The following is a 24,253-nucleotide window of genomic DNA, read 5'->3' as shown; positions in this document are numbered from 1 at the left end:
TTAGTATATAATTCCATTTAAATATAAAAAATAAGGAGTATGTAAAATGTCAACTGAGCTTACGATTACAAGCACTGTCATTACATCAATAATTACATTTTTGGTTTTACATTTTATTATTGAACCGCGGAAAGAAAAAAGAAGAAAGAGAGAAGAAAAACTTAAAAATTTATATGCACCTTTATACACAAAACTTGTAACTAAATTAATAGAAGTGCCGGAGGCGTGGAGAGATCAGGATGCGGATATGATATTGATTAAAGAGAGAGAATTAAAGCAGGTTAAAGAAAAAGATCAGTTCGTACAATTTGTGCTAAATAATTCTCGTTATGCCAGTGTGGAACTTTTAGAGGAAATACATAAATTTGTTGAAAGGGTTGAAAGAGAAAGACACTTCCCTACTCATAATCACTTTATATCAGTAGATGAATTGGTAAAAGTAGTTGTGAGAGAATATAACAAATTGAAAAAAGGTTTAGGAGAAGACTGGGATGAAAAAGAATTGAACTATGGGGTACCTACTTTTATTGAACAATCAATAAAGCAGTCGATAAAAAAATAAATGGCAGAGTCGTGACCGCTTTTTGGCAGGAAATGTGCAGGTTGTTTTGGAATCAACGTGATATATTTGTATTGTGAGTAGTGGCGGAAAACATTGCTCACAAGATTACTTTTATAATTTAAACGGCCCTTTTGTATTGTGGTTTTGAATTTGGTTTCCGACAGCTTCGATGTTGCAGATTGAATGAACATTGAAGTATTGAAGAGCTTTTGCTCTTCTTTGAACTGATGGTAGCAGTGCTGTATATCATCAGTTGAAAGAGGCGTGAAAACTCCTTAACCAAAATTAATGAAATATGAAGCACACATGACTTGTCTATTTTTGAAAGACCGTTATCCAATCGAGGTAGCGGTTTTTTACTTTATTTGATCGGGAGTAAAAACTTCATTTATCGTATTTATAGTAATAGTAGAGTTTTGATGAAAGGGCAACTGATGCATGGTTGCTCTTTTTATATTGTACGTGGATTATAAAATATCACATACCGTATTTGAAAGTGAAGTAAAACATAATAAATACAGACATCCATTCGTTTTTTTATTATGTAGGATTTTCCTCTTTTCTGTCGAATAGTGATAGAGAGAAAGGGGAGAAGGAAAATGGAACTTTCAAAAAAAGAGAGACTAACACTTATTAACCAATACTTAATTCTTGAGAAATTATACCCTGAAGATGCAAAGTATTATGGAGACTTACGAATAGCGTTAGAAAATGGTTTTACTAAACACTATCCAGATATTTTTAGAGGAATGAGCGAAGAGTTGTCTGTGGAAGAATGCCAAGAAGTTATTGAGATTCTTAAAATGCATAGAGCGCTTAACTGGTCTTATGATAACCTTGAAGAAAAAGCTGGGATAGATAAAGAGGAATTGAAGTTTTCAGGATACGACTTAAATGACGTTTTAGAAGCACAGTATGCAGACTATGCAAAATACTATATGCACAATTTAAACTTGTTTACAGATTTAAGAGCTGAAAATGAATATGAAACTTATAATAGCCATAGACTTATGCTAAACAGGTATAGAAGAATGCTAGAGGTTTGGCATTTAACTGAAGACCCAGATAAGTTGAAGGCTCAAGAAATCAAAGATATCATAAACGCATAAAGCATCCATTTGGGTGCTTTTTATTTATAGGATTTTTCACTTTTTTGTCGAATAGATTATTTTGGAAAGGGGTGGTATTGATGGGAGAACTTACAGCTACGATAAGACCAAATAATATTTTTTATGGAGATATTTTCAAGATCCATGATCAAGGTTGTTTAATTTTTGGAAATGGAAAGAGCCAAGCGTCTAGAATCGCTTCTAATTCTCGTGTAAATGAAGATGCAGAAGTTGCTATTGATTTTGCTTGCTTAACAAGAGAAGCCGACCAGTTATACGGACACTATGAACTTGAAGTTCGTCCGCCTCACATGGAAGATCCGATAAATGAGAGAGTTAAATTAGATTATTTTATTCGTATGTTAAATAAAGAAGAAACAGAAAAGGTATTCGAGAATAAAGAATTAGGAATCATCAATGTGAGTTATGATGAGTTTGTTCAGGTATCAACTTTTAATATTACTTTCGTAGCACAAAGGTTTCCGGAAAATGAAACAAACCATCGAAAGAGAATTGAAAAATTTGTAGATTTAACGTATGGAACTAATATAGTAGGATTTTTATTAGTTCCATGGACAGAAAAAGTAGAACAGAAAGCGGAATTGATAGAAAAATATATATTAAATGATATTTAGTAATTTATAAACGAGAAGCATTCCTTATGGAGTGCTTTTTATTATGTCTAAGTAGGTGATATAGATGACATGGTTAAGCTTCTTCATTGGTTATAGTGTTGGAATGCTAGTTTGTTTAATTATTATGGTTCAGTTCATTCAAGCAAAGGAAGTAAAAGAATTAGATTGATAAGGGGTGAGGATAATGTGTGAGCATAAGTATCAAGTGTTAGATAGTGAGAGTACTTCCTTTTATTCTAATACTAAACATTTTGGTATGGATATCTCTGCTACTTTCTATTGTGAGAAGTGTATTGACATTCAACATCGTGAGAAGCGGATTGATACAGGTGTGATTGAGGTAAAGGATAGTGAATGAATACAAAACCAAACAACAGAAGCGTAAGTTCTATGATAGTGGTGAATGGAAACAGTTAAGAGAACAAGTAAAGAAGCGAGACAATTATGAGTGTCAGGAATGTAAACGTAACGGTCGCGTTCAAACAGACACCAATGAGTACAGCGAGAGTGCAAGGCGTAAGAAGATACAGTTAGTTGTCCATCATATAAAAGAACTCGAGCATCATCCAGATCTTGCTCTTGATATAGATAATCTTGAAACAGTTTGCGTTGATTGTCACAACAAAGAACACGGTAGAACATTCAAAAAGAAACAGAACAAATGGGAACATGATGAAAAGTGGTAAAAATAATTTATTTTAATACCCCCCCTTAAAAAATTCCAGTTTTTTTTCGTTATAGGGGCACCGGAGGAGGGGGTTAACTGTCAGGTTTTTTTCGAATTTACGCGCGTAAGGGGGTAGGTAGATGGCTGTTAGTATTACAAAATTGACGGAACAGCTAATGAATAGTATTGATATTACAGATTTAGTTGAGGTTGAAAAAGTAGAACGATACATTGATCTGGTTAAAGCATTTAGAAAAATAAACAGAACTATCAATAAAGAAGGTGAGTCCGTCACAATCAAAAACGGATCTCAAGTTTTTGTTAAGGCCCACCCTCTTATAAGTGAAAGGAACAAAATTAACAGTTCTTTAATTGCGTTAGGAAGAGATATAAAATATGTTCATAAATCTGATACTCCTAATGCTGGTTATAGTACAAGTGATTTAACATGATTAGGAAAAAGTATGTTGATGAGTACATTGAACTTTATCGAACTGGAAATATAAAGTTCAACAAAGAAAGAGAACTGTTAATTGAATACCTAGAAAAATATGTTCTAAGTAGAGACGATTTGTATTTTGATGATGAAATGATTGAAAATTGTATTCGCTTCGGTGAAAAGTGGTACTTTCCATTACAGTCATTTCAAAAATTCTTAATAGCATTTGTCTTTTTATTTTATAAGAAAAACGGACGTGTATTTTATCGTAAATTCCTGTGGATGCTAGGACGCGGTGGCGGTAAAAACGGTCTAATGTCTGTGATTATTCACTTTTTAATTAGTGAATTACATGGAATTCCGGAGTATAACATTTCAGTTGTTGCAAACAGTGAAGAGCAAGCGAAAACAAGCCCTGATGAAGTAAAGAAAACTGTTCGTAGACATGAAACTTTGAAAAAAGCTTTTAAAGCGACTGAAACACAAACTACATCAAAATCTACTGGAAGTATAGTGAAGTTTAGAACATCAAACGGAGATACAAAAGATGGTCTTCGTGATGGTGCGGTTATGTTTGATGAAATACATCAATATGAAAGTAACAAGGATGTTCGTGTTCATATCAGTGGTTTAGGGAAAAAGAAAAACCCTCGTGAATTTTATATCGGTACAGATGGATATGTACGAGATGGCTTTTTAGATAAATTAAAAGAAAAAGCGATGAAAGTTTTAAATGGTGAAGCACGTCCCAACGCTATATTTCCTTTCATTTGTAAGTTGAATGATGAAAAGGAAGTTGATGATCTAGATAATTGGGAGCTTGCGAATCCTATGTTATCAAAGCCATTAAGTGAGTATGCTGAAGGGTTACTAGAAACAATAAAGGAAGAATATGAAGATTTAGAAGATGATCCAAGTAACCGAGAAGAGTTCATGACAAAGCGTATGAATTTACCAGTTACAAACTTGGAGCGTTCTGTTGCAAAATGGGAAGAAATTATTGCTACAAATCGCCCGTTTCCTGATCTATACGGGCAAGAATGTATAGGAGCATTAGATTTCGCAAGTATTCGAGATTTTGCAGCATGTGGTCTTTTATTTCGGAAAGATGGTGGCTACATTTTTAAAACTCATTCCTTTGTTCGTAAAGAATTTGTTGATATATATTATGGTTATTCTAAAAAAGCAGGCGAGTTCAAGAAACAAAAATTCGCTCCAATTAAAGAGTGGGAAGAACAAGGCTTGTTAACAGTTGTGGACGAGCCAACCATTGATCCAACTCATATTGTAAATTGGTTTGTAGAAATGCGTGAGAAATATGGAATTAAAAAAATCATAGCTGATAACTTCCGTATGGAAGCAATAAGGCCTTTATTGGTAGCGGAAGGCTTTGAAATAGAAGTTATAAGAAACCCTAAAGCAATTCATAGTTTACTAGCACCGCGAATTGAAATGGCATTTGCAAACCATCAAATCATTTTCGATGATAACCCGCTTATGCGTTGGTATACACAAAATGTATTAGTTGTTATTAAAGGTGATGGAAATAAAGTATATGAAAAGAAAGAGCCAGTACGTAGAAAAACCGATGGATTCCAATGTTTTGTACATGCTCTTTATAGAGCTGATGAGATACAAGAATCACTGGATTTCATAATAGGTGATATTAAATTCTAGTGAAGGGGTGATAACAATCGGATGGCTGGATGGGGTGTTAAACAGAAATAAAGAAATAGCATTTATGTTTGACATAGATATGTTTATTGATGCGGCAAATAGAGCCCACATGAAACGATTGGCGATTGATACCTGTATATCTTTTTTAGGCAGAACAATTAGTCAATCGGAATTCAGAGTGAAGAACAAAAAAGAATTTGTAAAGAATGAACTGTATTATCGCTTAAATGTTAGACCAAATAAAAACATGACAGCGAGTACCTTCTGGGAAAAGTTCGTTCGTAAGCTCATTTATGATAACGAATGTTTAGTAATACAAGCTGATGACGGTGATCTACTCATTGCAGATGACTTTGAACATAATGAATATGCTGTTTTTGAAGATACTTTTACGAATGTGGCAGTAAAAGACTATCTTTTTAAACGAAGTTTTAAACAAAGTGAAGTAATTCATTTACAATATCGCAATGATAAGTTATCACCACTTATTGATGGGCTTTTTGCTGATTATGGAGATTTATTCGGTAGAATATTAAGCTCTCAAAAACGTAAAAATCAAATTCGTGGCACAGTTGACATGGATATGATCGGTGCTAAAACGCAAGAACAGGTAACAAAGTTACAAGAGTTTATAGATAACATGTATAAGGCGATTGGTGATAAAGATATTGCCATTGTTCCACAGCAAAAAGGGATTGAGTACAAAGAAGTATATAATGGTTCTGCTAATGGTCCGAGTGTGGAAGAAATAAACAAAGTAACAAATGGTTTTTTAAATCAAGTAGCAATGGCCATTGGTATTCCGACAGCCTTGTTATATGGAGAAATGGCTGATGTAGAAAAGCAAACAAAAAACTATATGCTGTTTACTGTAAATCCCTTACTGAAAAAAATATCAGATGAAGCTAATGTGAAATTTTTTGAAATGCAAGAATATCTTTCAGGACAAAAAATTGAAATTAAAAGCATTTCTTATCAAAGTATATTTGACCTTGCTACAAGTATTGACAAGCTTATTTCTTCCAGTGCATTTACTGGAAATGAACTTAGATTAGAGGTAGGATATGAATCTTCAAATGATCCGAACTTAGATAAACATTATATTACGAAAAACTATGCTGAAATGAGTACAGGTGAAGGAGGTGAGAAAGGAAATGACGGTAAAGCTTGATATTAAAGGGCCAATCATTTCTAGTGATGAAGCTTGGATTTATGACTGGCTTGAAATGGATGCAACAAGCCCAGGGATGGTTGCAAAAGAACTTACTAATGCCAATGGTGAAGATTTAATTGTATCAATTAATAGTCCTGGTGGTTATGTACACGAAGGATCAGAGATTTATACAGCATTAAAAAATTATCCTGGTCATGTAGAAGTTCAAATTGTTGGTCTAGCTGCAAGTGCAGCTTCTGTTATCGCAATGGCTGGTGATAAAGTTCGAATTTCTCCAACCGCACAAATTATGATTCACAATGCTTCTGTGTGGAATGGTGGCGATCATAGAGGAATGGAAAAGGCTGCTGAGATGCTGAGGACTACAGACAGAGCGATAGTAAACGCTTATATCATTAAAAGTGGAAAATCCGAAGAAGAACTGCTTAATATGATGGCCGAAGAAACTTGGATGGGCCCACAGCAGGCGTTAGAGCATAATTTTGTGGATGAAATCATGTTTATGGATAATCCAATTAAAATGACGGCTTCCAGTACCGTTTGTTCTATGATTCCACAGAAAGTTATCGATGGTTTTAGAAACGGAACAATCAACAAAGGGAAAGCTGAAGGGATTACAAAAGAAGATTTAAACACTGCATTATCAGGGTTAAAAAACGAAATCCTGAATGAATTACAAACTAATACAAAAACAAATACCAAAGAGCCTATTCAAGAGCCTGTTAATAAACAGAATTTGAGTACGCTCTTTTTAAATTTAGGAGGAAAATAAAATATGGTGATTAAATTTAATAACTTTGAAGAAAAGAAACTAGCTTTTGCGAAAGCGACACAGGAAGGAACACCAGAAGAACAATCAGCGGCATTGAATTCAATGATTGAAGCACTTGCTCAAGATGTTAGATCAGATATCTTAAATCAAGTAAACGAATCTATTGTAGATCGTTCAATTATGCAATCCCGCGGTGCCAATGTATTAACGAGTGAGGAAATGAAATTCTTTAATGCAGTTGTACAAGATGGCGGATTTAAGGATACTGAAACATTACCTAAAACAACACAAGAAAGAATCTTTGATGACTTAGTAGAAAATCATCCGTTGTTAGAACATATCGGATTAGAAAATTTAGGGGCTGTGACAGAGTATATCTATGGAGATCCAGAAGGTGCAGCTGTATGGGGACCATTATTTGGTGATATTAAAGGGCAACTAAATGCTACATTCCGTAAAGCATCTATTACTCAACTTAAATTAACAGCATTTATTCCATTAGCAAATGACATGCTTAAACTTGGTCCAGTATGGGTTGAACGATATGTTCGTACGATGATTTCAGAAGCAATGGCAGTAGGTTTAGAGCGTGGGTTTGTAGCTGGTACAGGTAAAGATGAGCCTATCGGTTTGTTAAAAGATCCAAGTGGAAGTGTTGTTGGTGGAGTATATCCAGATAAAAAATCAGCAGGAACTTTAACTTTCGAACCAGGTCGTAAAACAATCAATGAACTGAAAGGCGTTGTTAAGCTACTAGCTAAGAAGTTAAATGCTGATGGTACAGATGCAGATAGACCAAAAAATATTGCTGGAAAAGTGGTTATGGTAACAAATCCGTTTGATACTTTTGATATTCAAGCAAATGCAACAACTCAAAATGCGGCTGGAGTGTATGTAACAAGCTTACCTTTCAATCCAATTCCTGCAGAATCAGTGTTTGTACCTCAAAGTAAAGTATTATTCTTTGTTAAAGGGCAATATGTTGCAGCAATGGGTGGAACCGAACCGATTAAAAAGTTTGAAGAAACACTCGCTTTAGAGGATGCAACGCTTTATATTGCTAAGCAATATGCTACAGGTAAACCAAAGGATAAATATACATCTCAAGTTTATACATTAAAGATTGAAGAAACCTCAACTCCACCAACTCAAGGGTGATGTGAATGAATACAGTAATTTCAGGTGAGATATTACAGCAATTCAAAGAGAGGATGCGTTTAGGGGATGAGGAAGACGATAACCTAAAACGGATCCTTTCTGCATCTAATAAAGATTTAATACGAGTCTGTGGAAATTATGATCTTAATAATGACGAGGTGTTTAAGGAATTAGTTTTTGAACGCTCTCGTTATGTTTATAATGATGCACTTGAGTATTTCGACAAGAATTTTTTAAGTCAGATTAATAGTCTTAGTATCGAAAAAGCGTTAGAAGAAATGAAAGTGGATGGTGAATGATATGCGTCCTTTTCAGTATAAACCACCATTAAATACAGGAGATTTCAGAAATAGGATCATTATTGAACAGCAGCCTGTAACAATAAAAGATGATCTTGGCCAGGTAACTGAAACATCTTGGAAAGAAATTAAAAAAGCTTGGGCCATGATAAAAACACTAAAAGGATCAGAATATATGGCTGCTTCAGCTTCACAGGCAACACGAATTTATCGGTTCGTTATCCCATACACTTCTGGAATTACAGAAGAGATGCGGATTAATTTAAAGGGGCGTATCTTCAATATTATTGAACCACCGATAAACGATAATGAAGAGAATAAGACATTAACCATCATAGCTATGGAAAAGATGGGGTGAAATATTGTGGTTAGTGTGGAGAATTTGGCAAACGAGATTGCTAAAGAACTAGGAATATATACAAGAGAAATTGAGGAGAAAGTTGAAAAAGAACAGGTTGAAGTTGCAAAAGATGCTGTTAGCAAATTAAGAAGTCTTAACAACCCGAAATTGACTGGTAAATACAGAAAAGGTTGGCGAGTTAAAAAGGTTGGTAAAGATGTTTTCATTCACAATGCTACACATTATCAACTTACTCATTTGCTTGAAAATGGTCATGCAAAAGTTGGCGGAGGTCGTGTATCTGGAATACCTCATATTAGGCCCATTGAAGAAGATGCGGTAAATACATTTATTAATAAAATTGAAAGGGCCATAAGTCGATGACACTAGCTGAATTAAAAAAGATACTTGATGCTACAGGTTATCCTGTGGCTTATTCGTATTTCACAGCAACACCTAACAATCCAGTACCTTCGCCACCTTATATTGTCTATTTTTACACTGTTCATCAGGAACACAATTATTAACACAAAATGTTGTCAATACATTAGCGTTACTTGATAGTACTGTGAGTTGCTTTCCATCTAATTCTGTAAACTCTGGAAGTTATATAGTACCTCGAAATGGTATATATATAGTTTCTATTACTGCAAAAGTCACGTCACCTCTTACTGTTGCAAATTCAAGCTTAAGATTTGGGATTGCACATAACAAGGCAGGAACAGTAACCAATAGAGATTTCTGTGATCAAATGGCATCAAATTCATATGCTACGCCATTTGTTACGGTATCATTTCTTTACACTTTTACGAAGAGCGACATCGTTACTCCCTTTGTAAAACCATTAAATGAGAACATTACAATAGGAGCTGGTTCCAAGTTTTATATGTATTATTTGGGTGATAACCCGAAGGCATAATTGAAGAAAGAAAATTTAAATAAAGGGATACTTATTGTGTTTCTTTATTTATTTTGAAAGGAGAGTCAAACAAATGGATCGTATCGATGTATTAACTAAATCATTTATAGCTGCCTTCGGTGGCTTTTGTGGTTATTTTTTAGGGGGGTGGGATGTGTCGCTGAAAATTTTAGTTACAATGGCGGCAATTGATTATGTAACGGGGATGATTGCGGCAGGGTATAACGGAGAGTTAAAAAGCAAAATCGGATTTCGAGGCATTGCCAAAAAGGTAGTGCTTTTTTTATTGGTTTCATGTGCTGTACAAATAGATTTAGTAATTGGAAGTAATAGCGCTATTCGTGAAGCCACAATCTTCTTTTTTATGGGGAATGAACTTTTATCAATTTTAGAAAATGCAGGTCGTATGGGTATTAAGTTACCAGCAGCACTAACAAATGCTGTTGAGATTTTAAATAGCAAAAACAAAGGAGAGAATAAATAATGGGATACATTGTAGATATTTCAAAATACAACGATAATATTAATTGGGACGTAGCTGCCCCAAATCTTGATTTAGCAATCTGTCGTGTGCAATATGGTTCAAATAAAGTAGACAATCTATATAAACAGCATGTATCGAATTTAGAGACGCGTGGCATTCCTCACGCTGCATATGCATATGGCTGCTTTGTATCTGTGGAAGATGCAATTGTGGAAGCAAAAGACTTTATGGCTCGTGTTAGTCCTAACGCTAAGTTTTTAGTATTAGATGTTGAAGATGATACTCTATCAAGCTGTGGAGGTACTAATCTAGCAAAAGCATCACAGGCATTCATTGATACTTGCAAAGCGGCAGGATGGAAAGTAGGTTTCTATGTATCTCATCATATGTATGGATCATACGGATTACAAAATGTACAAGCTGATTTCCTTTGGATTCCGCGTTATGGTAAAAAACCTGCATATCCTTGTGATCTTTGGCAATATGCAGATAACGCAACCGGTGGTTATGTTGAAGGAATCGGAAATTGTGATGTGAACCGTTTAAATGGCGATAAGTCACTAGAATGGTTTATAGGAAGTGAATCTCAACTCGTTCCTCCACAAAAAGAAGTCTTAGGATACCTTACAACAACTGCTGATGTAGCGAATATTCGTAAAGAGCCTAATGTAGATTCTCCAGTTATGCGTACAGCTACAAAAGGAGAAGGTCATACTTATCATGCTTGGTCATATGATGGCGCTCATTTTTGGTATAAGGTAGCTACTGACAATTGGATGAGAGATGATGTTGTATCAATTAACAAGGATGGTAAGAACAAAGGTGCAGTTTGGGTAAACGCTTCTAATGTAAATTTACGCAAAGGCTGGTCAACTAGTGATTCTGTTTTAGCACAAATAAAAGAGCCGGGCGCGTATGAGGTATTATTCCGTTATGGTGATTGGATTTACATCTTCATTGAAAAAGGTATTGAAGGTTGGATGTATTTCGATGAGTCTTATGTAAGTTGGCTTAGATAATAAAGAGAGCTGGCTCTTATGAGTCGGATTTTTTATTTTTTCTGTATTTTTGTTTTTAAAATCACATAGTGAGGTAAAATATTTTATATTACGGCTATTAAGATAAATATATAACAATATAATAGTATATAACTTTAACTGTTTCTATAAAAAGGAGAGATAACATGATTCATCAAATAGATAATAATTCAAATAAATCCTTAGGTAACGAGAATATTGAAATGGAAACTAATGTGAAAACTGAGGACTCAACTTTTCCTTATGTTGATGTAAGAATGTATGGTGCAAAAGCAGACGGAACACAAGGTACATTAACAACCGAAGCTATACAAAAAGCATTAGATATTGCATTAAATGAAGGAGGAGTTGATATTTTTATTCCTTCAGGTATTTATCGTATAACAAAATATTTAACTGTTTACAAAAATACGAAAATACGTCTGGGGGAAAATGCGATTTTATTAAGAGGGCATCCAGGAGGTATTATGAAAAATGGAAATTCAGGCGATTTGTTTGAAGGCTATAATGGTAATGGCAACATAAGTATTGAAGGTGGAACGTTTGATGGTAATGTCCTTGAATTTCCCCAAGGATTTAACATGACAGGATGGGCTCGAGGGGAAAATCTAACGTTTAGAGATATTACTTTCAAAGATGTTATTAATGCTCATATGATGGATATTAACGCTTGTTGTAACGTTGTAATTGAGAGATGTAAGTTTTTGGGATACAAAGATGCAACCACGGATAAATCAAGAGGGTATGCAGAATCTATTCAAATCTCTAACCATACCAAATTAGGATTTTCTGATTTTGGGGCATGGGATGGAGAACCTTGTGATAATATAACTATTCGTGACTGTTATTTTGGTAGTAGTGATACGAAAGGGATGAATCCGATAGCCACGGGAATAGGAAATCATTCTTCTGTAATGTTCCTTTTCAATAGAAATATTAAAGTTATCAATAATACATTTGAGAATGCAACTTATGCAGGTGTTCGTGCTTTGAAATTTGGCGATATGACTATACAAGGAAATACATTCTTAAATTGCGAGAGAGCTATAACACATTCGAATCCTGATGGAAGTCCTGGTGAGGGTCAAAAAGATCGCAAAGGTAATGACACAGGAATGCCAGAATCAGGTTATAACTTTGTTGTAAAAGAAAATACATTCTCAGGAACAAGACAAGAAGATATCTATATTGTTGGATGGAAAAATGATAAGAAAGCAGCTTTCTTTGATAGCGTTAAAATTATTGATAATGAATTTAAAGAGAGAAATTCACCCGAAGATTTTGCTACTATCGTACTTTCGTATGTTGACAGATGTAAAATTAGAGGCAATACATTCAAGAAATCATTTAGACATATTTTTTTCAAACAATGTAGAAAGTTAGAAATTAAATATAATTCTTTTGAAGATTCGCAAAATGAATTCATCTATAATACAGCAGTAACTTCTTCAGATAACACTGATTTTTTAGAGGATGTTGATATTTCTAATAATATTATGATTAACTCAGGTCGTGTAGGAATCTTTCTCCAATCTATTACAAGATTCTTTATTGATAAGAATAACATTCGCAATACTTCGCTTGAAGCTGACAATCAACGTAGTGCTATTTTAGTTGGTAATGCTTCTAAAGAAGGGTACATCCGTGATAATAGAGTGAGGATGTCAACTACCGAAAATAAAAATAAATATGGGATTGAAGTTACTCCTACATGTTCTAATGTACAAGTATTTAATAATGATGTGGAAGGGAAAACAGGTTGTGTTTTAGTAGCCTCATCTGCAGGATTTGTTGGTTTCTTCGCTTATGATACGAAAGGTGTAAAAAGAAAAGTAACCATTGACAATAATGGTACTTTAGTTTCTAGCCCTGTATAAGTAGAGGACGAGATGGAAAAAAGTCGGCTCTTAATGAGTCGGCTTTTTTATACACTCGTTTGTTTTGCTATACTCCGTATGTCATTTCTTCCAAGAATTCTCCACCATTTCTAAGGCATATTACTATCCTAGAAATCGCACAATTAAAATAATGTTTTCTTGTTCCGATTGATTCTTGTGGAACAGGTTCTAAATCATAAAACATTTCCTCTTTTTTTGTGAAAATACATTTTCATAACTTTTTCTGGTGATTCTGATGGGTAATATTGATATACAACTATCTCCTCATCTTCAAATTCTTTATTCATTGTAATATGAATAAAGAATTTATCTCCTTTATGAAGTACATTATAGATACGCTGACTGGATTTATGTAACAGGTGAGGACGTTGAAGGTTGAATGTATTTTGATGAGGAATACGTACATTGGATTAAATAATAAAGAAAGCCGCTCCTTTTCAGGGCGGCTTATCATTTACTTAAATAAAATAATAAGACATATTATAAAAAATGCTACAATTAAGGGAATGATTGATAAGAAAGCATGCAATTTTTTATCTAAATGAGTATATCTATGCTTATTAAAAATATATTCTAAGCTAACTAATATACACACAAATAACAGTATAGTCAAAATACAATTTTGAACAAGTATATTAGTTGATATTTTATTATATAAAGTAATACCTAAGAGCACGATTATAGAAGCAATTAGTCTGATATGTTTTATCATAAATATGTCTCCTTTTTATTATGAATTCAACATTTAATTACCGTATATCTTAGGCGTACCCCAAGCTAGATGTATTTTGATGAGTCTTACGTAAGTTGACTCAGATAATAAAGAAAGCCGCTCATTTTTAGATGAGCGGCTTGTTCTTTAAATCTATTAAACTTGTGGTGTAGGGAAATCAGCATGACTTTCATTACTTATAACGTCAGTATCTCCATGCGCATCGTAAGAAGATCTCCCTCAGCGTCATTACTAACCATACCACCACCAGGATCTTTTACAGCTTCATTACTGATAATACCACCGTCTCCTATATTATAAGCCGGAGACCAAGTTTCTCCATGTGTATAAGCTAAATCAGGTCTTTGTGGTGTAGGTGTGTCACCTTTATTATCAGCAGGAGAGCCACCTGTATTACCATGACTATAAGCAGGTGAACCAGTACCAGGATCTTTTACAGATTTATTACTTATAATACCGCCTGTATCACCTATGTTGTAAGCTAAGTTAGGTTTTTGTGGTGCCGGTGTATCCCCTTCAGCCATAGCTACAAAGCCAACTGATATAATAGATACTAAAAGTACTGTTCCAATCTTTTTCATTACACTAACGCTCCTTTTTCTTCATATTTTTTTCTTGCTTCATTACTCATATAAAAATATTTACTTGCTTTTATATGGTTTTCTTCTGCATAAAATACAGTTGCTAATATCTCTGTATATTCTTGTACACAGCGTGTTAAACTTTCTACCTCAAAGTATGATAATCCTGCCATTACCACATTTTCTAATGTTAATGAATTACAATTATTATTCATTTTCTTTAAAATATTGAAGCGGTGCATGTATTCTTTATTTTCTACTTTGGTACAAGCTGCGATACCTTTTTCAATTAATAAGTTAGCTGCGTTGTGTTCGCCTAACTTATAATGTTCTCTAGCTTGTAAGAAGATAGCTTTGTAATGGTCTGGTAAGTGTTCTGTAACTTCTGATAGATGACGAATAGCCAATGTAGAAAGCCCTTGACTAGCGTATAACCAACCTAAATTGTTTCTAATGCGCAACAGTAACTCCGTGTTATCTATCTTTTTGACAATATCAATAGCCTTATTTAAGTATTCTTCTGCTTGTTCAAACTGTCTTATTTGTATACACGTTAAGCCTAGAACGTTTTCGCATAGGGCAATGTTAATGTCATAGCCGTTAGTTTTGCTGAAAAAGTCTTTTGCTTTATTAGCGTGTGAAATAGATGGTAGGGGTTGATAAGTTTGATAGTAAAATGAAGCAAAACGATAATGAAATTCAGCTTTTTCAAATTGGTCAGGTATGTACATTAATAATTTTTCTGCTTGTTCAAACTGTTCTTTAGCTTCATTGTAGTTTGCAAGAATGGTGTTGTGAATTGCTTGAAAGAAGTGATAATAATAGGTTAGAAAGCTATTATCAGGTATATCAAAAGAATTAATTTTATTGAAACTATCTTTTGTGATATTCAGCCCATTTGTTAATACTTTATATCTAAAGTCTAACAGTGAGTAATATAATAATAGGTTTTCATCTTCCTTTATACCAGAAAGTTTGTCTTCGATTTCTCGTTTTAAATTTGTTGCTTGTATATTTTGTTGTCGCAACATTGCTTGATACCAATCATTTAGCAACTTTGTAATCTGTTCATTCCCCTTCACTGATACTTTCATAATATCCTCCTCATCCACATGGTTATTGATTAAATATTAGCATAATTTGGATGAATAAAAATAATAGATTAATTGTTTTTCAAAAAAAGATAGAATATTCAGTTTATTTATGCCGAATAAAAAGCATGGATATCAGTACCCATGCCCAAGAAGTCGCTTAATTTTCCTGTCTCACTTTTTGGGTTCAGTTCAATTAAGTTAGCTAGTTTTTATTTATAACTTCTATCTACAGCTTTAATCAGTTCCCAATCATTTTTCAATTCTTTTTTCTTTGTGTGTATTTCATTAATAGTATGGTTTAATTCTTTGCGTAACTGCTCTAAATCTTCTGTCGCTTTTTTTCCTGCACCATTTTGTGACCATCCAGCCTGTATGAGGTTGTAGATATCATTTATTCGTTCTTGATTTTTATTTATATATGTGATTAATTTGTTTAAACGTTCAAAAGATACTTCTATATGTTCTTCATTAAAATACATTTGTCTCATTTTTTTAACCACCCAAATCCTTGGAAATTTTCGTCCGCATTTCTATATTCCTCTGCCTTTTTCTTAATAAATTCGGCAACTTCTTGTGACTTTAATGCATATACCCTGCTGGTTTGATCTAAAAGATGATAAAGTTCATTTATTCTATTTTCCATACGCTGACTCTTTGTTGATTTTAGAGATTGTTTTACTTCATCAATTACACGTGGAATATGATTTCGGAAGTCTTCTGCGCTCTGTTTCATTTCGTTTGCTGACTTCTCTAGATATTCCATGATAACACGAACTTCCCCAACACCGTTAAGTGAGTATCTTGGAGATTGATAAAGCTCTTTTCCTGTACTAGCATCTATGAGCTTACCATTGTCTATATTACCGAATTTATCAAAATGATAATTTTTTAGTCCATGAAAATCTTTTGCTCCGATTGAATCTAAAAACCTATCAATTTGATGCATCCCATAGTCATTATTTGCTGTTTTAAAATCAGAATTGACCATATAGGTATCACCAATATGTGTTTTATCTTCTCTAAAAGCACCACCAGAAATTGAATCTTTCGGATTAATATAATTAATTATTTGCCCTTTATATTCCCCTGTATCTACTTTCTTCTGTATGTCCTTTGGAAGCATATCATAAATACCGGGAGCACTGTAAGTAACAGCAGGTACGCCGCACATTGCACTAGCAAATTGGGCATTTGCACCACCTAAAGAATGCCCTGTAGTTGAAATTTTTGCATCGGGATATTCATGTTTTACTATTTCTAAAAGTGATACTGATTGTGTAAATTGGTTAGCTGCTATTACTTGACTTTTATCATACGGATTTATTTTCTCTCCATCTTGTATCGGATTCTTACCCATTAATATATAGTTTACATCAGTTTTAAAATCTGGTCCTGATCTATCTATTGATTTATATCCTTCTGTACCTCTGTAGGAAACAACAACTTCTTTAGTTTTCTCATTGTAAAAAACGGTTGCATCAAAACCCGTTGTAGGATCATGCAATTTTGCTCCTTTGGGTTCAATTACTGTCCAGTCTTCTCCTCCTTTGGACGTGTATATTGAGCCTTCTTTATAATCGGGGTAGGATGCGTTGGATAATTCGTTATAGGTTCTATCAGAAATGCTAGTTTTCATAATATTCCTCCTAATATTATATTGTTTCTATTATAATAGATTAGGGGTGATAAATGAATGAAAAAGGTAATATTTGTTATTGTTTTGGTAGCTCTTGGTTTTGGGGCGTATGTTGCTGTTCAATATAACAAAGCGGCACATCCTTACACCAAACAGGAAGAAAAGGATATGAAAGAAAAATCTTCACAAGTTGCTATTGAATATTTTAAAAGAGAAAAAAATTGGGATATTAAAGTTACTAAAGTCGAGTTTTCTGGATCCTGGGGAGTTAGTTCTATCTTTGTATCTGGATATGTTAAGGAAAATGGGGAAGAGGTATCTGCAATAATAGATTATAAGAATAATTACGAAGTATCTGGAGTAACTGTGAGCAAAAAACTACATAATATAGAAGGTCGTAAATAGTGAAAATTCTATTAATTAAATATAATTTGTAATTTCGGTAAATATCATCAAGTAAAAAGGCTAACTGAAATTAGTTAGCTTTTTACCTTATCTTTATATACTGACTCAGATAATTTATAATATGTTGAATCTGATATAGTAGTACTCAGTTCTTCTCCCCCCTTTCTTTAGTTTTATTGATTTGATCATATAGGTATAATTAAAGAAAGGTGAAATACAATGAAAAAGCTAACAAAAATTATAATTATATTAAGTATTATTCTTATCAGTGTTGCAGCTTGTACCGTTATTAAATTAAGGCCGGTTATAAGTCCTATAACATCTATGTCACCTGAAGAACGACAAAAAATAAAAGACAAAGATGAACATGCTACTATTGATTATTTTAAAAAAGAAAAAAATGTTGATGTTGTTGTTACAGACATGGAATTTTCAGGAGAGTTAGGTGGGGGTAGCATTTTTGTTAATGGACATTATACTAATGATAAGGCCAAAATATTTGCTGTTACTGTTTACTCGAAAGATGATTATACAGTTCAAGAATAGTAATGTAGAATAAAAAAGAGACCTAGACTATAGGGCTCTTTTTGCTTTATATATAAACTCTACCTTTTACAAATTATCATTATAAATCAGATATACTTCGAACTTCTTTTTCTTTCGATTTGAATACTTTTTTGTATTGCTTAAATTCTTGTTTATCTACTCTAAACTTTTCGCCAGTAGCTACGTTTTTAACTAATCATGTTTTAGCTGTAAATTCTCAACATATCCAAAAAGATATTGAAAGGTTGGAATAGCTAAAAGAAGTCAAACTATAAATATTACAATATCTAGACTAGTGTTCACTCAATTTAAGACTAACCGGTTACCAACAACAGCTTCCGCTTGTTGTGTATGCGTTGAAGTGATGTGACTATATCATAATCCAATGTATAGGCACGTTTGGTGAGGGATCCGTTTTAGTAAAACAAGCACGTGAAAAAGGAGTTACAGCACCAATTATGGGTGGTGACGGTATCGATTCTCCAACAATGGCAGAAGTTGCAAAAGATGGATTAAAAGATACGTATTATACAACAGTAGCGACAGCACCAACAGTTACAGAGAAAGGGAAAACATTTGTAACAGAATATAAAGAGAAGTTCAAAAAAGATGTGGAAGCATACTCTGCATATGGATATGATTCAGCTGGCGTTATTTTACAAGGAATTAAAGATGCTATTAAGAAAAATGATGGTAAGTATCCAACACGTGAACAAGTACGCGATGCGGTTCGGGCTATAAAAGAATACGATGGCGTTATTACGAAAGTAGCTTTTGATGATAAAGGTGATAACAAATTTGCCAAAGTTTACATTTATAAGTATGAAGGTGCGAAATATCCAGGGAAGCAAGAAGGAGAGGTAAGTAAATAATGAAAAAAACCCGGCATCTGCCGGGTTTTTAGTTTGGATTAGAAAGTCCATAGAAAAACATTGTGAGGATATCTTTTGTTTGTTGTTCGCGATTTTCACCGACTAGATGCGTGACGAATTGATCACTCATCTTAGAAAACGCATTGATATATAACAAAATCATCTCTTTTGAAAGGTTTGGATTAATTTCTTCTTTTTGCTGTGCCTCTTCAATAAAACGAAGAAAAAGGGGAAGTGCTTTTTCATTTTGATATGTAAACAGAAAATTACGCAATTCTTCATCTGTTTGCATGGCTTGTTCGATCATTTCAGGATGAAAAGTGCTCACACTTTGTAATTTTCGAGTGATTATACGATGTATTTTTTCTTGAAAAGTTAAGTCGCTCTTAAACAGTTCTTCATAATAATGAACTTCTTGAATTGTAAACTCTTGAATGAGCTCACGAAATAAAGCATCTTTACTTCCAAAATGATTATATATTGTAACTTGTGAAACCTTCGCTTGTTTTGCAATATCTTCAATTTTTACATCTTTATATCCATGTTTTGAAAACAATTCTAATGCAGCCATTTTAATAGCCTGCTTTTTCTTTTTTTTCACCTTTTCAAAACCGTTCATATGAATCACCTCCACTTAAATATACAAGATGATAAGAAAGGAAACAACATTTTTGAAATATAGGCTTTGATAAATTTCAAAAAATATTGCTTCTCTTATAACAGAGGAGTATAATGATTTTGAAATATAAAATGTATAATATTTCAAAAATGAGGTGGGATCATGTTAATTGTTCAAAATGTCACGAAAAAATTTTCAAACGGAAAAGGTTTATTCGATGTTTCATTTCAAGTAAAAGAAGGGGAAGTATTTGGTTATTTAGGCCCCAATGGAGCAGGGAAATCAACAACAATTCGCAATCTAATGGGGTTTATACAACCTACTACTGGATCAGCGACGATTTTTGGACTCGATTGTTGGAATGACGCAGCAAAAATTCAAAAAAGTGTTGGTTATTTACCAGGAGAGATTTCTTTTATAGAAGGAATGAACGGACTGGAATTTTTACAACTTATGCAAGGAATGCGTGGGATGAAAAATAACAGTCGCCGTGATGAATTAATTGAACGTTTTCAGTTTGATGTGAAAACACCTATTCGAAAAATGTCTAAAGGAATGAAACAAAAAGTAGGAATTGTAGCAGCCTTTATGCATAATCCTGAAGTGCTCATTTTAGATGAACCAACTGCAGGTTTAGATCCACTCATGCAGCAGTTATTTGTTGATCTCATATTAGAAGAAAAACAAAAAGGAAAAACAATTTTTATGTCTTCGCATATTTTTACAGAAATTGAACGGACATGTGATCGTGTAGGGATTATTAAAGACGGAAAGTTACTCACAGTAGAAAATATTCATGATTTGAGAGCAAAACAAAGGCAAGTTATTGATGTGACAGTATCTTCGCATGAAGAATTGCAATCGTTAAAGAAAACGGCACTACAAATTGAGAATGTGCAAGGGAATACAGCTTCTATCATTGTACAAGGAAATTATAATGAACTTCTTCAAATATTGGCGCAGCATGATGTAATTGGTTTTCAAGTGAGAACAATGGACTTAGAAAATATCTTTATGCATTATTATGATGCGGAAGGAGAAAATCGATTATGAGTAAAGCGTTATTTGTTGCTAGTTTAAAAGCAAATGCCAAAATGATTTTGAACTATGCTATTGGTTCAGTTCTTTATTTATGGTTACTCATTTGGATCTTTCCATCATTCTCATCTGTAAAGGGATTAGATGAAATATTGAAAGCGATGCCTCAAGGAGTATTAAAAGCAGTGGGATTTGAAAAAGGAATTGAACAATTGAATGATTTTTTAGCCGGAGAATATTATGGTTTAATCTTTGTTTTATTGTTGATGATATATAGTATTTTAGCATCGACACAACTTGTTGCTCATCTAGTTGATAGAGGGTCAATGGCCTATTTATTATCTACATCTGTTTCGCGTACAAAGGTAATTTTGACACAAGCATCAGTCTTAATCATCGGACTATTTACAATCGTCATAGCTACTTATCTTGGTGGTTTAGTTGGCGCAGAATGGCTAATTGAAAAAGTATCCCTTGATAAAGTGCTATTTTTAAAACTCAATTTTCTTGGTGGACTTGTGTTTCTTGTTATTTGTGCCTATTCATTTTTCTTTTCTTGCTTATTTAATGATGAAAAGAAAGCGCTAAGTATCTCTACAGGCATAACAGTATTGTTTTATGGACTCGATATGTTAGGGAAATTGAGTGAAAAACTGGAATGGATGAGAAATCTATCTATATTTAACTTGTATCGCCCACAAGAAATAGTGGATGGAACTTATAACATATGGCCGCCAAGCATTGGTTTACTTGCAGCATCTTGTATTCTTTTTGTAATGGCTATTATGCTGTTTAAGAGAAGAGATTTACCTTTATAAAGATGCTATACACTTTATCCCGCTATTCGTGGGCAGTAAAACCCCCACCTCAAGATTCAGAGAGAAGCGAGGAAGATAGGTGGGAGATAAACTGTCCGTAAAAGCCCGATTGGTTCAACTAATAATCAGTGGGGGATGAAGAACCCCCCCACTGATTAAAGTTTCACTTTATGTAAACATGATATAAAAGACAAACAACCTTATTTCGCTATGCAACGGAGATAAGGTTGTTTTTTGATTTCTTTTTCTTGTAATAATCTCTTTATATTCAAAATAGTAATATTTGTTTTTGAGAATGCTCATTTAAAATAATATATTCAAGAGGAAAAAACGACACAAAACCCCCTTTCTATTTAGGAGAGGACGAGAGCATCTGGCCGCGCATAGAAGTGCCAGATGCGAGGTTTCAAATAAAGGGAAAAAGCGAGTACAGGGCATGCTGTATTATGAATAGAAGCGAATTATATGGCGAAAAATTAAAATGGATTTAAATAGTGTAAAAAAGAATAAGAAGGTTGCCATTGTTGTGAGTAGTAAAAATGAATTTGTTAGATAAAACATGAGAAAATTTTTTCAGCAATACGAGAGAAACAAAGAAAAGGGTTAAAAAAAGATATGTATAAGAATACAATAGCACTCAAATAATTGTTTTGAATGAGTGTAACAAAGTAGCAATAAATAAAAGAGTTATAGCACATTTAGTGAGGGGGATTCTTTTTTTAAGTGTATTTTACGGAATAATTATTAATATTACTGTAATAAAATAATTTTTTGATTTTTTTGATAATAACACTTTACAAAATAGAGAAAAATAGTAGAATGTTAATTAACGGAAATTTCTGATAACTATTCAAAAGCATAAAATTGTCAGAAATTTCAGATTACTTGTATCGTGCATAAAAATTAGGGAGGGTACAAAATGAAAAAGATGAAAAAAATCACAGCTGTAGTAGCACCAGTATTAGCGATGAGTGTGGCACTATCAGCATGTTCTGGGGCAGGGGACAAAAAAGCAAATACAGAGCCGAAAAATGGAGACAAACAAACAGAAGGTAAGATGGCAGCAAAACAAGTGCTAAACTTAGTAGAAGCAAATGAAATTCCTTCAATGGATGTTTCAAAATCAATAGATACAGTTTCTTCCCTTATCTTAGGGAATACAATGGAAGGGTTATATCGTCTTGATAAAGATAATAAGCCTATTCCAGGTATCGCGGAATCTTATAAGAAGAGCGATGATGGTAAAAAATATACATTTAAACTTCGTAAAGATGCAAAATGGTCAAATGGAGACCCTGTAACAGCAAAAGATTTCGTTTTTGCATGGCAACGTCTATTAGATCCAAAAACGGCTGCCGAATATGCGTTTATTGCATATGATATAAAAAATGCAAAAGCGATTAATGAAAGTAAATCACCAGTTGATTCTTTAGGTGCAAAAGCAGTAGATGATTATACATTAGAAGTAGAATTAGATAACCCTGTTCCCTATTTTCTTGGCCTAACAGCATTTACGTCTTTCTTACCGCTAAATGAGAAAGTTGTAAAGCAACATGGAGATAAATACGGTTTAGAAGCTGATAAGATGGTTTATAATGGACCATTTAAAATGACAGAATGGAAGCATGAACAAGGCTGGAAATTACAGAAAAACGACCAGTACTGGGATAAGGGAACAGTTAAGCTAGATGAAATCAATTGGAGCGTTGTAAAAGAACAATCTACTCGTGTGAACTTATATGAAAGTGGACAACTTGATCGCATTCTTTTAACGTCTGAATATGTAGATAAATATAAAGCGAATAAAGATGCGTTTGGAACGCTACTAGAACCGGCAACATACTTCTTACGTTTAAACCAAAAACGAAACGGTCAAGATACAGTATTTAAGAATAAGAAAGTTCGTGAAGCAATTGCAATGGCATTTGATAAAAAAGCATTAACAAATGTTATCTTAAATGACGGTTCTAAACCAGTAGATGCTCTTATTCCAGAAAAATTTGCTAATGGCCCTGATGGAAAAGATTACCACGAATCATATAAATCTACAGGCATCAAAACGGATGTAAAGAAAGCGAAACAAGTTTGGGAGGAAGCGAAAAAAGAATTGGGGAAAGAAGAAGTAACAGTTGAGTTTTTAAACTATGATACAGACAATGCAAAGAAAATTGGTGAGTACTTAAAAGAACAGCTTGAGAAAAACTTACCTGGTTTAAAGGTGAATATAAAACTACAGCCGTTTAAGCAAAAATTAAAATTAGAAACAGCACAAGATTATGATCTTTCTTACGCAGGCTGGACCCCAGATTATGCCGATCCAATGACATTTTTAGATATGTTCCAAACAGGAAATCCACAAAACGAAATGAGCTATTCAAATGAGAAATATGATGAGATTATTAAGAAATCTCAAGGTGAATGGCTAACAGATCCGAAAAAACGTTGGGGAGAAATGGGGAAAGCTGAGAAGATCTTACTTGAAGATGAAGCAGCACTTGTACCGATGTATCAAAGTGGAAGATCATTTTTACAACGTCCTACTGTACACAATATTTATAAGCACAACGTTGGTTGCCAATACAGCTACAAATGGGCATATATCACTGAAAAAGAAGGTAAATAATCATTTGAAAAGAGGATGCGATATCGTATCCTCTTTTCACTGTGCGCATTTTGACGTGTGATGAATACATATGCAGTACTATAAATGGAAGTTTTACTTTATTTCATAGAATGATTAT

Annotated in this window: 26 protein-coding genes and 3 pseudogenes; 22 read left to right on the top strand and 7 right to left on the bottom strand. The window is 33.6% G+C overall.

Going from position 1 to position 24,253, the window contains the following annotated elements:
• Positions 1-46: 46 nt before the first annotated feature.
• The 16 genes from MR076_RS20320 (at position 47) to MR076_RS20245 (ending at position 13,149) form a co-directional block, all read left to right on the top strand.
• Positions 47-562, top strand: a complete 516-nt coding sequence (locus MR076_RS20320; RefSeq protein ID WP_242223658.1) for a hypothetical protein — start codon at positions 47-49, stop codon at positions 560-562.
• 599 nt (positions 563-1,161) lie between these two features.
• The gene (locus MR076_RS20315) at positions 1,162-1,671 is read left to right on the top strand and encodes a YfbU family protein (protein ID WP_242223655.1); all 510 of its coding nucleotides are present in this window, start codon (positions 1,162-1,164) and stop codon (positions 1,669-1,671) included.
• 80 nt (positions 1,672-1,751) lie between these two features.
• On the top strand, positions 1,752-2,306 hold the full coding sequence (locus tag MR076_RS20310; RefSeq protein WP_242223653.1) for a hypothetical protein: 555 nt from the start codon (positions 1,752-1,754) through the stop codon (positions 2,304-2,306).
• 184 nt (positions 2,307-2,490) lie between these two features.
• Positions 2,491-2,664, top strand: a complete 174-nt coding sequence (locus tag MR076_RS20305) for a hypothetical protein (RefSeq protein WP_242223651.1) — start codon at positions 2,491-2,493, stop codon at positions 2,662-2,664.
• A complete protein-coding gene (locus MR076_RS20300) occupies positions 2,657-2,992 on the top strand; it encodes an HNH endonuclease (protein WP_242223639.1) in 336 nt (111 codons plus the stop codon). The genes MR076_RS20305 and MR076_RS20300 overlap by 8 nt, the downstream gene beginning before the upstream one ends.
• 121 nt (positions 2,993-3,113) lie before the next feature.
• Complete coding sequence (locus MR076_RS20295; protein WP_242223636.1) at positions 3,114-3,425, top strand: P27 family phage terminase small subunit; 312 nt, start codon at positions 3,114-3,116, stop codon at positions 3,423-3,425.
• Positions 3,422-5,089 (top strand): terminase TerL endonuclease subunit, encoded by a 1,668-nt coding sequence (locus MR076_RS20290; protein ID WP_242223632.1) that lies wholly within the window; start codon positions 3,422-3,424, stop codon positions 5,087-5,089. The genes MR076_RS20295 and MR076_RS20290 overlap by 4 nt, the downstream gene beginning before the upstream one ends.
• Before the next feature lie 7 nt (positions 5,090-5,096).
• Entirely contained in the window at positions 5,097-6,260 is a 1,164-nt protein-coding gene (locus tag MR076_RS20285) for a phage portal protein (protein WP_472927088.1), read from the top strand.
• Entirely contained in the window at positions 6,244-7,035 is a 792-nt protein-coding gene (locus MR076_RS20280) for a head maturation protease, ClpP-related (RefSeq protein ID WP_242223630.1), read from the top strand. The genes MR076_RS20285 and MR076_RS20280 overlap by 17 nt, the downstream gene beginning before the upstream one ends.
• Before the next feature lie 3 nt (positions 7,036-7,038).
• Positions 7,039-8,193 (top strand): phage major capsid protein, encoded by a 1,155-nt coding sequence (locus MR076_RS20275; protein WP_242223628.1) that lies wholly within the window; start codon positions 7,039-7,041, stop codon positions 8,191-8,193.
• A gap of 5 nt (positions 8,194-8,198) precedes the next feature.
• The gene (locus MR076_RS20270) at positions 8,199-8,492 is read left to right on the top strand and encodes a hypothetical protein (RefSeq protein ID WP_242223626.1); all 294 of its coding nucleotides are present in this window, start codon (positions 8,199-8,201) and stop codon (positions 8,490-8,492) included.
• Position 8,493: 1 nt separating this feature from the next.
• Positions 8,494-8,850, top strand: a complete 357-nt coding sequence (locus tag MR076_RS20265; protein ID WP_242223768.1) for a phage head closure protein — start codon at positions 8,494-8,496, stop codon at positions 8,848-8,850.
• A gap of 3 nt (positions 8,851-8,853) precedes the next feature.
• Positions 8,854-9,216, top strand: coding sequence for an HK97 gp10 family phage protein (locus MR076_RS20260; protein WP_396021725.1), 363 nt, complete (start codon positions 8,854-8,856; stop codon positions 9,214-9,216).
• 608 nt (positions 9,217-9,824) lie between these two features.
• Positions 9,825-10,235, top strand: coding sequence for a phage holin family protein (locus MR076_RS20255; protein ID WP_242223623.1), 411 nt, complete (start codon positions 9,825-9,827; stop codon positions 10,233-10,235).
• Positions 10,235-11,254 (top strand): GH25 family lysozyme, encoded by a 1,020-nt coding sequence (locus MR076_RS26865; protein WP_277928558.1) that lies wholly within the window; start codon positions 10,235-10,237, stop codon positions 11,252-11,254. The genes MR076_RS20255 and MR076_RS26865 overlap by 1 nt, the downstream gene beginning before the upstream one ends.
• 164 nt (positions 11,255-11,418) lie before the next feature.
• On the top strand, positions 11,419-13,149 hold the full coding sequence (locus MR076_RS20245) for a right-handed parallel beta-helix repeat-containing protein (protein WP_242223621.1): 1,731 nt from the start codon (positions 11,419-11,421) through the stop codon (positions 13,147-13,149).
• Positions 13,150-13,216: 67 nt separating this feature from the next.
• On the opposite strand, the pseudogene MR076_RS20240 reads toward MR076_RS20245, so the two are convergent.
• From MR076_RS20240 to MR076_RS20220, 5 genes and pseudogenes are all read right to left on the bottom strand, one after another.
• A pseudogene (locus MR076_RS20240) lies at positions 13,217-13,457 on the bottom strand (hypothetical protein).
• 622 nt (positions 13,458-14,079) lie between these two features.
• The gene (locus tag MR076_RS20235) at positions 14,080-14,484 is read right to left on the bottom strand and encodes a hypothetical protein (protein WP_242223619.1); all 405 of its coding nucleotides are present in this window, start codon (positions 14,482-14,484) and stop codon (positions 14,080-14,082) included.
• Positions 14,484-15,578: a Rap family tetratricopeptide repeat protein gene (locus MR076_RS20230; protein WP_242223617.1), complete on the bottom strand. Its 1,095-nt coding sequence runs from the start codon at positions 15,576-15,578 to the stop codon at positions 14,484-14,486. The genes MR076_RS20235 and MR076_RS20230 overlap by 1 nt, the downstream gene beginning before the upstream one ends.
• A 209-nt stretch (positions 15,579-15,787) precedes the next feature.
• A complete protein-coding gene (locus MR076_RS20225) occupies positions 15,788-16,066 on the bottom strand; it encodes a hypothetical protein (RefSeq protein ID WP_242223615.1) in 279 nt (92 codons plus the stop codon).
• Complete coding sequence (locus MR076_RS20220) at positions 16,063-17,214, bottom strand: Tle-like phospholipase domain-containing protein (protein ID WP_242223613.1); 1,152 nt, start codon at positions 17,212-17,214, stop codon at positions 16,063-16,065. Before MR076_RS20220 ends, MR076_RS20225 begins: the two co-directional genes overlap by 4 nt.
• Positions 17,215-17,271: 57 nt before the next feature.
• On the opposite strand from MR076_RS20220, the gene MR076_RS20215 reads away from it, so the two are divergent.
• Positions 17,272-17,619 (top strand): hypothetical protein, encoded by a 348-nt coding sequence (locus MR076_RS20215; protein ID WP_242223610.1) that lies wholly within the window; start codon positions 17,272-17,274, stop codon positions 17,617-17,619.
• 219 nt (positions 17,620-17,838) lie between these two features.
• A complete protein-coding gene (locus MR076_RS20210) occupies positions 17,839-18,165 on the top strand; it encodes a hypothetical protein (RefSeq protein ID WP_242223609.1) in 327 nt (108 codons plus the stop codon).
• A 79-nt stretch (positions 18,166-18,244) separates the two neighbouring features.
• On the opposite strand, the pseudogene MR076_RS20205 reads toward MR076_RS20210, so the two are convergent.
• Positions 18,245-18,551 (bottom strand): annotated as a pseudogene (locus MR076_RS20205) (hypothetical protein).
• Here MR076_RS20205 and MR076_RS20200 point away from each other — a divergent pair.
• Positions 18,540-19,037: an ABC transporter substrate-binding protein gene (locus MR076_RS20200; RefSeq protein WP_313897356.1), complete on the top strand. Its 498-nt coding sequence runs from the start codon at positions 18,540-18,542 to the stop codon at positions 19,035-19,037. The pseudogene MR076_RS20205 and the gene MR076_RS20200 overlap by 12 nt on opposite strands.
• 28 nt (positions 19,038-19,065) lie before the next feature.
• Here the strand turns inward: MR076_RS20200 and MR076_RS20195 are convergent, their stop codons facing one another.
• Entirely contained in the window at positions 19,066-19,656 is a 591-nt protein-coding gene (locus MR076_RS20195; RefSeq protein WP_242223607.1) for a TetR/AcrR family transcriptional regulator, read from the bottom strand.
• 162 nt (positions 19,657-19,818) lie between these two features.
• On the opposite strand from MR076_RS20195, the pseudogene MR076_RS20190 reads away from it, so the two are divergent.
• The 3 genes and pseudogenes from MR076_RS20190 (at position 19,819) to MR076_RS20180 (ending at position 24,135) form a co-directional block, all read left to right on the top strand.
• Positions 19,819-20,713 (top strand): annotated as a pseudogene (locus MR076_RS20190) (ABC transporter ATP-binding protein).
• Positions 20,706-21,512: an ABC transporter permease subunit gene (locus MR076_RS20185; protein WP_242223601.1), complete on the top strand. Its 807-nt coding sequence runs from the start codon at positions 20,706-20,708 to the stop codon at positions 21,510-21,512. The pseudogene MR076_RS20190 and the gene MR076_RS20185 overlap by 8 nt, the downstream one beginning before the upstream one ends.
• Positions 21,513-22,431: 919 nt before the next feature.
• Positions 22,432-24,135, top strand: a complete 1,704-nt coding sequence (locus MR076_RS20180; RefSeq protein WP_242223599.1) for a peptide ABC transporter substrate-binding protein — start codon at positions 22,432-22,434, stop codon at positions 24,133-24,135.
• The last annotated feature ends 118 nt before the right edge of the window (positions 24,136-24,253 follow it).

The organism is Bacillus cereus group sp. BfR-BA-01380 (assembly GCF_022663535.1).
GTDB classification, from domain to species: domain Bacteria; phylum Bacillota; class Bacilli; order Bacillales; family Bacillaceae_G; genus Bacillus_A; species Bacillus_A cereus_BB.
The sequence above is the reverse complement of the archived record's forward strand: the minus strand, read 5'-3'. Positions and strand labels throughout refer to the sequence as shown.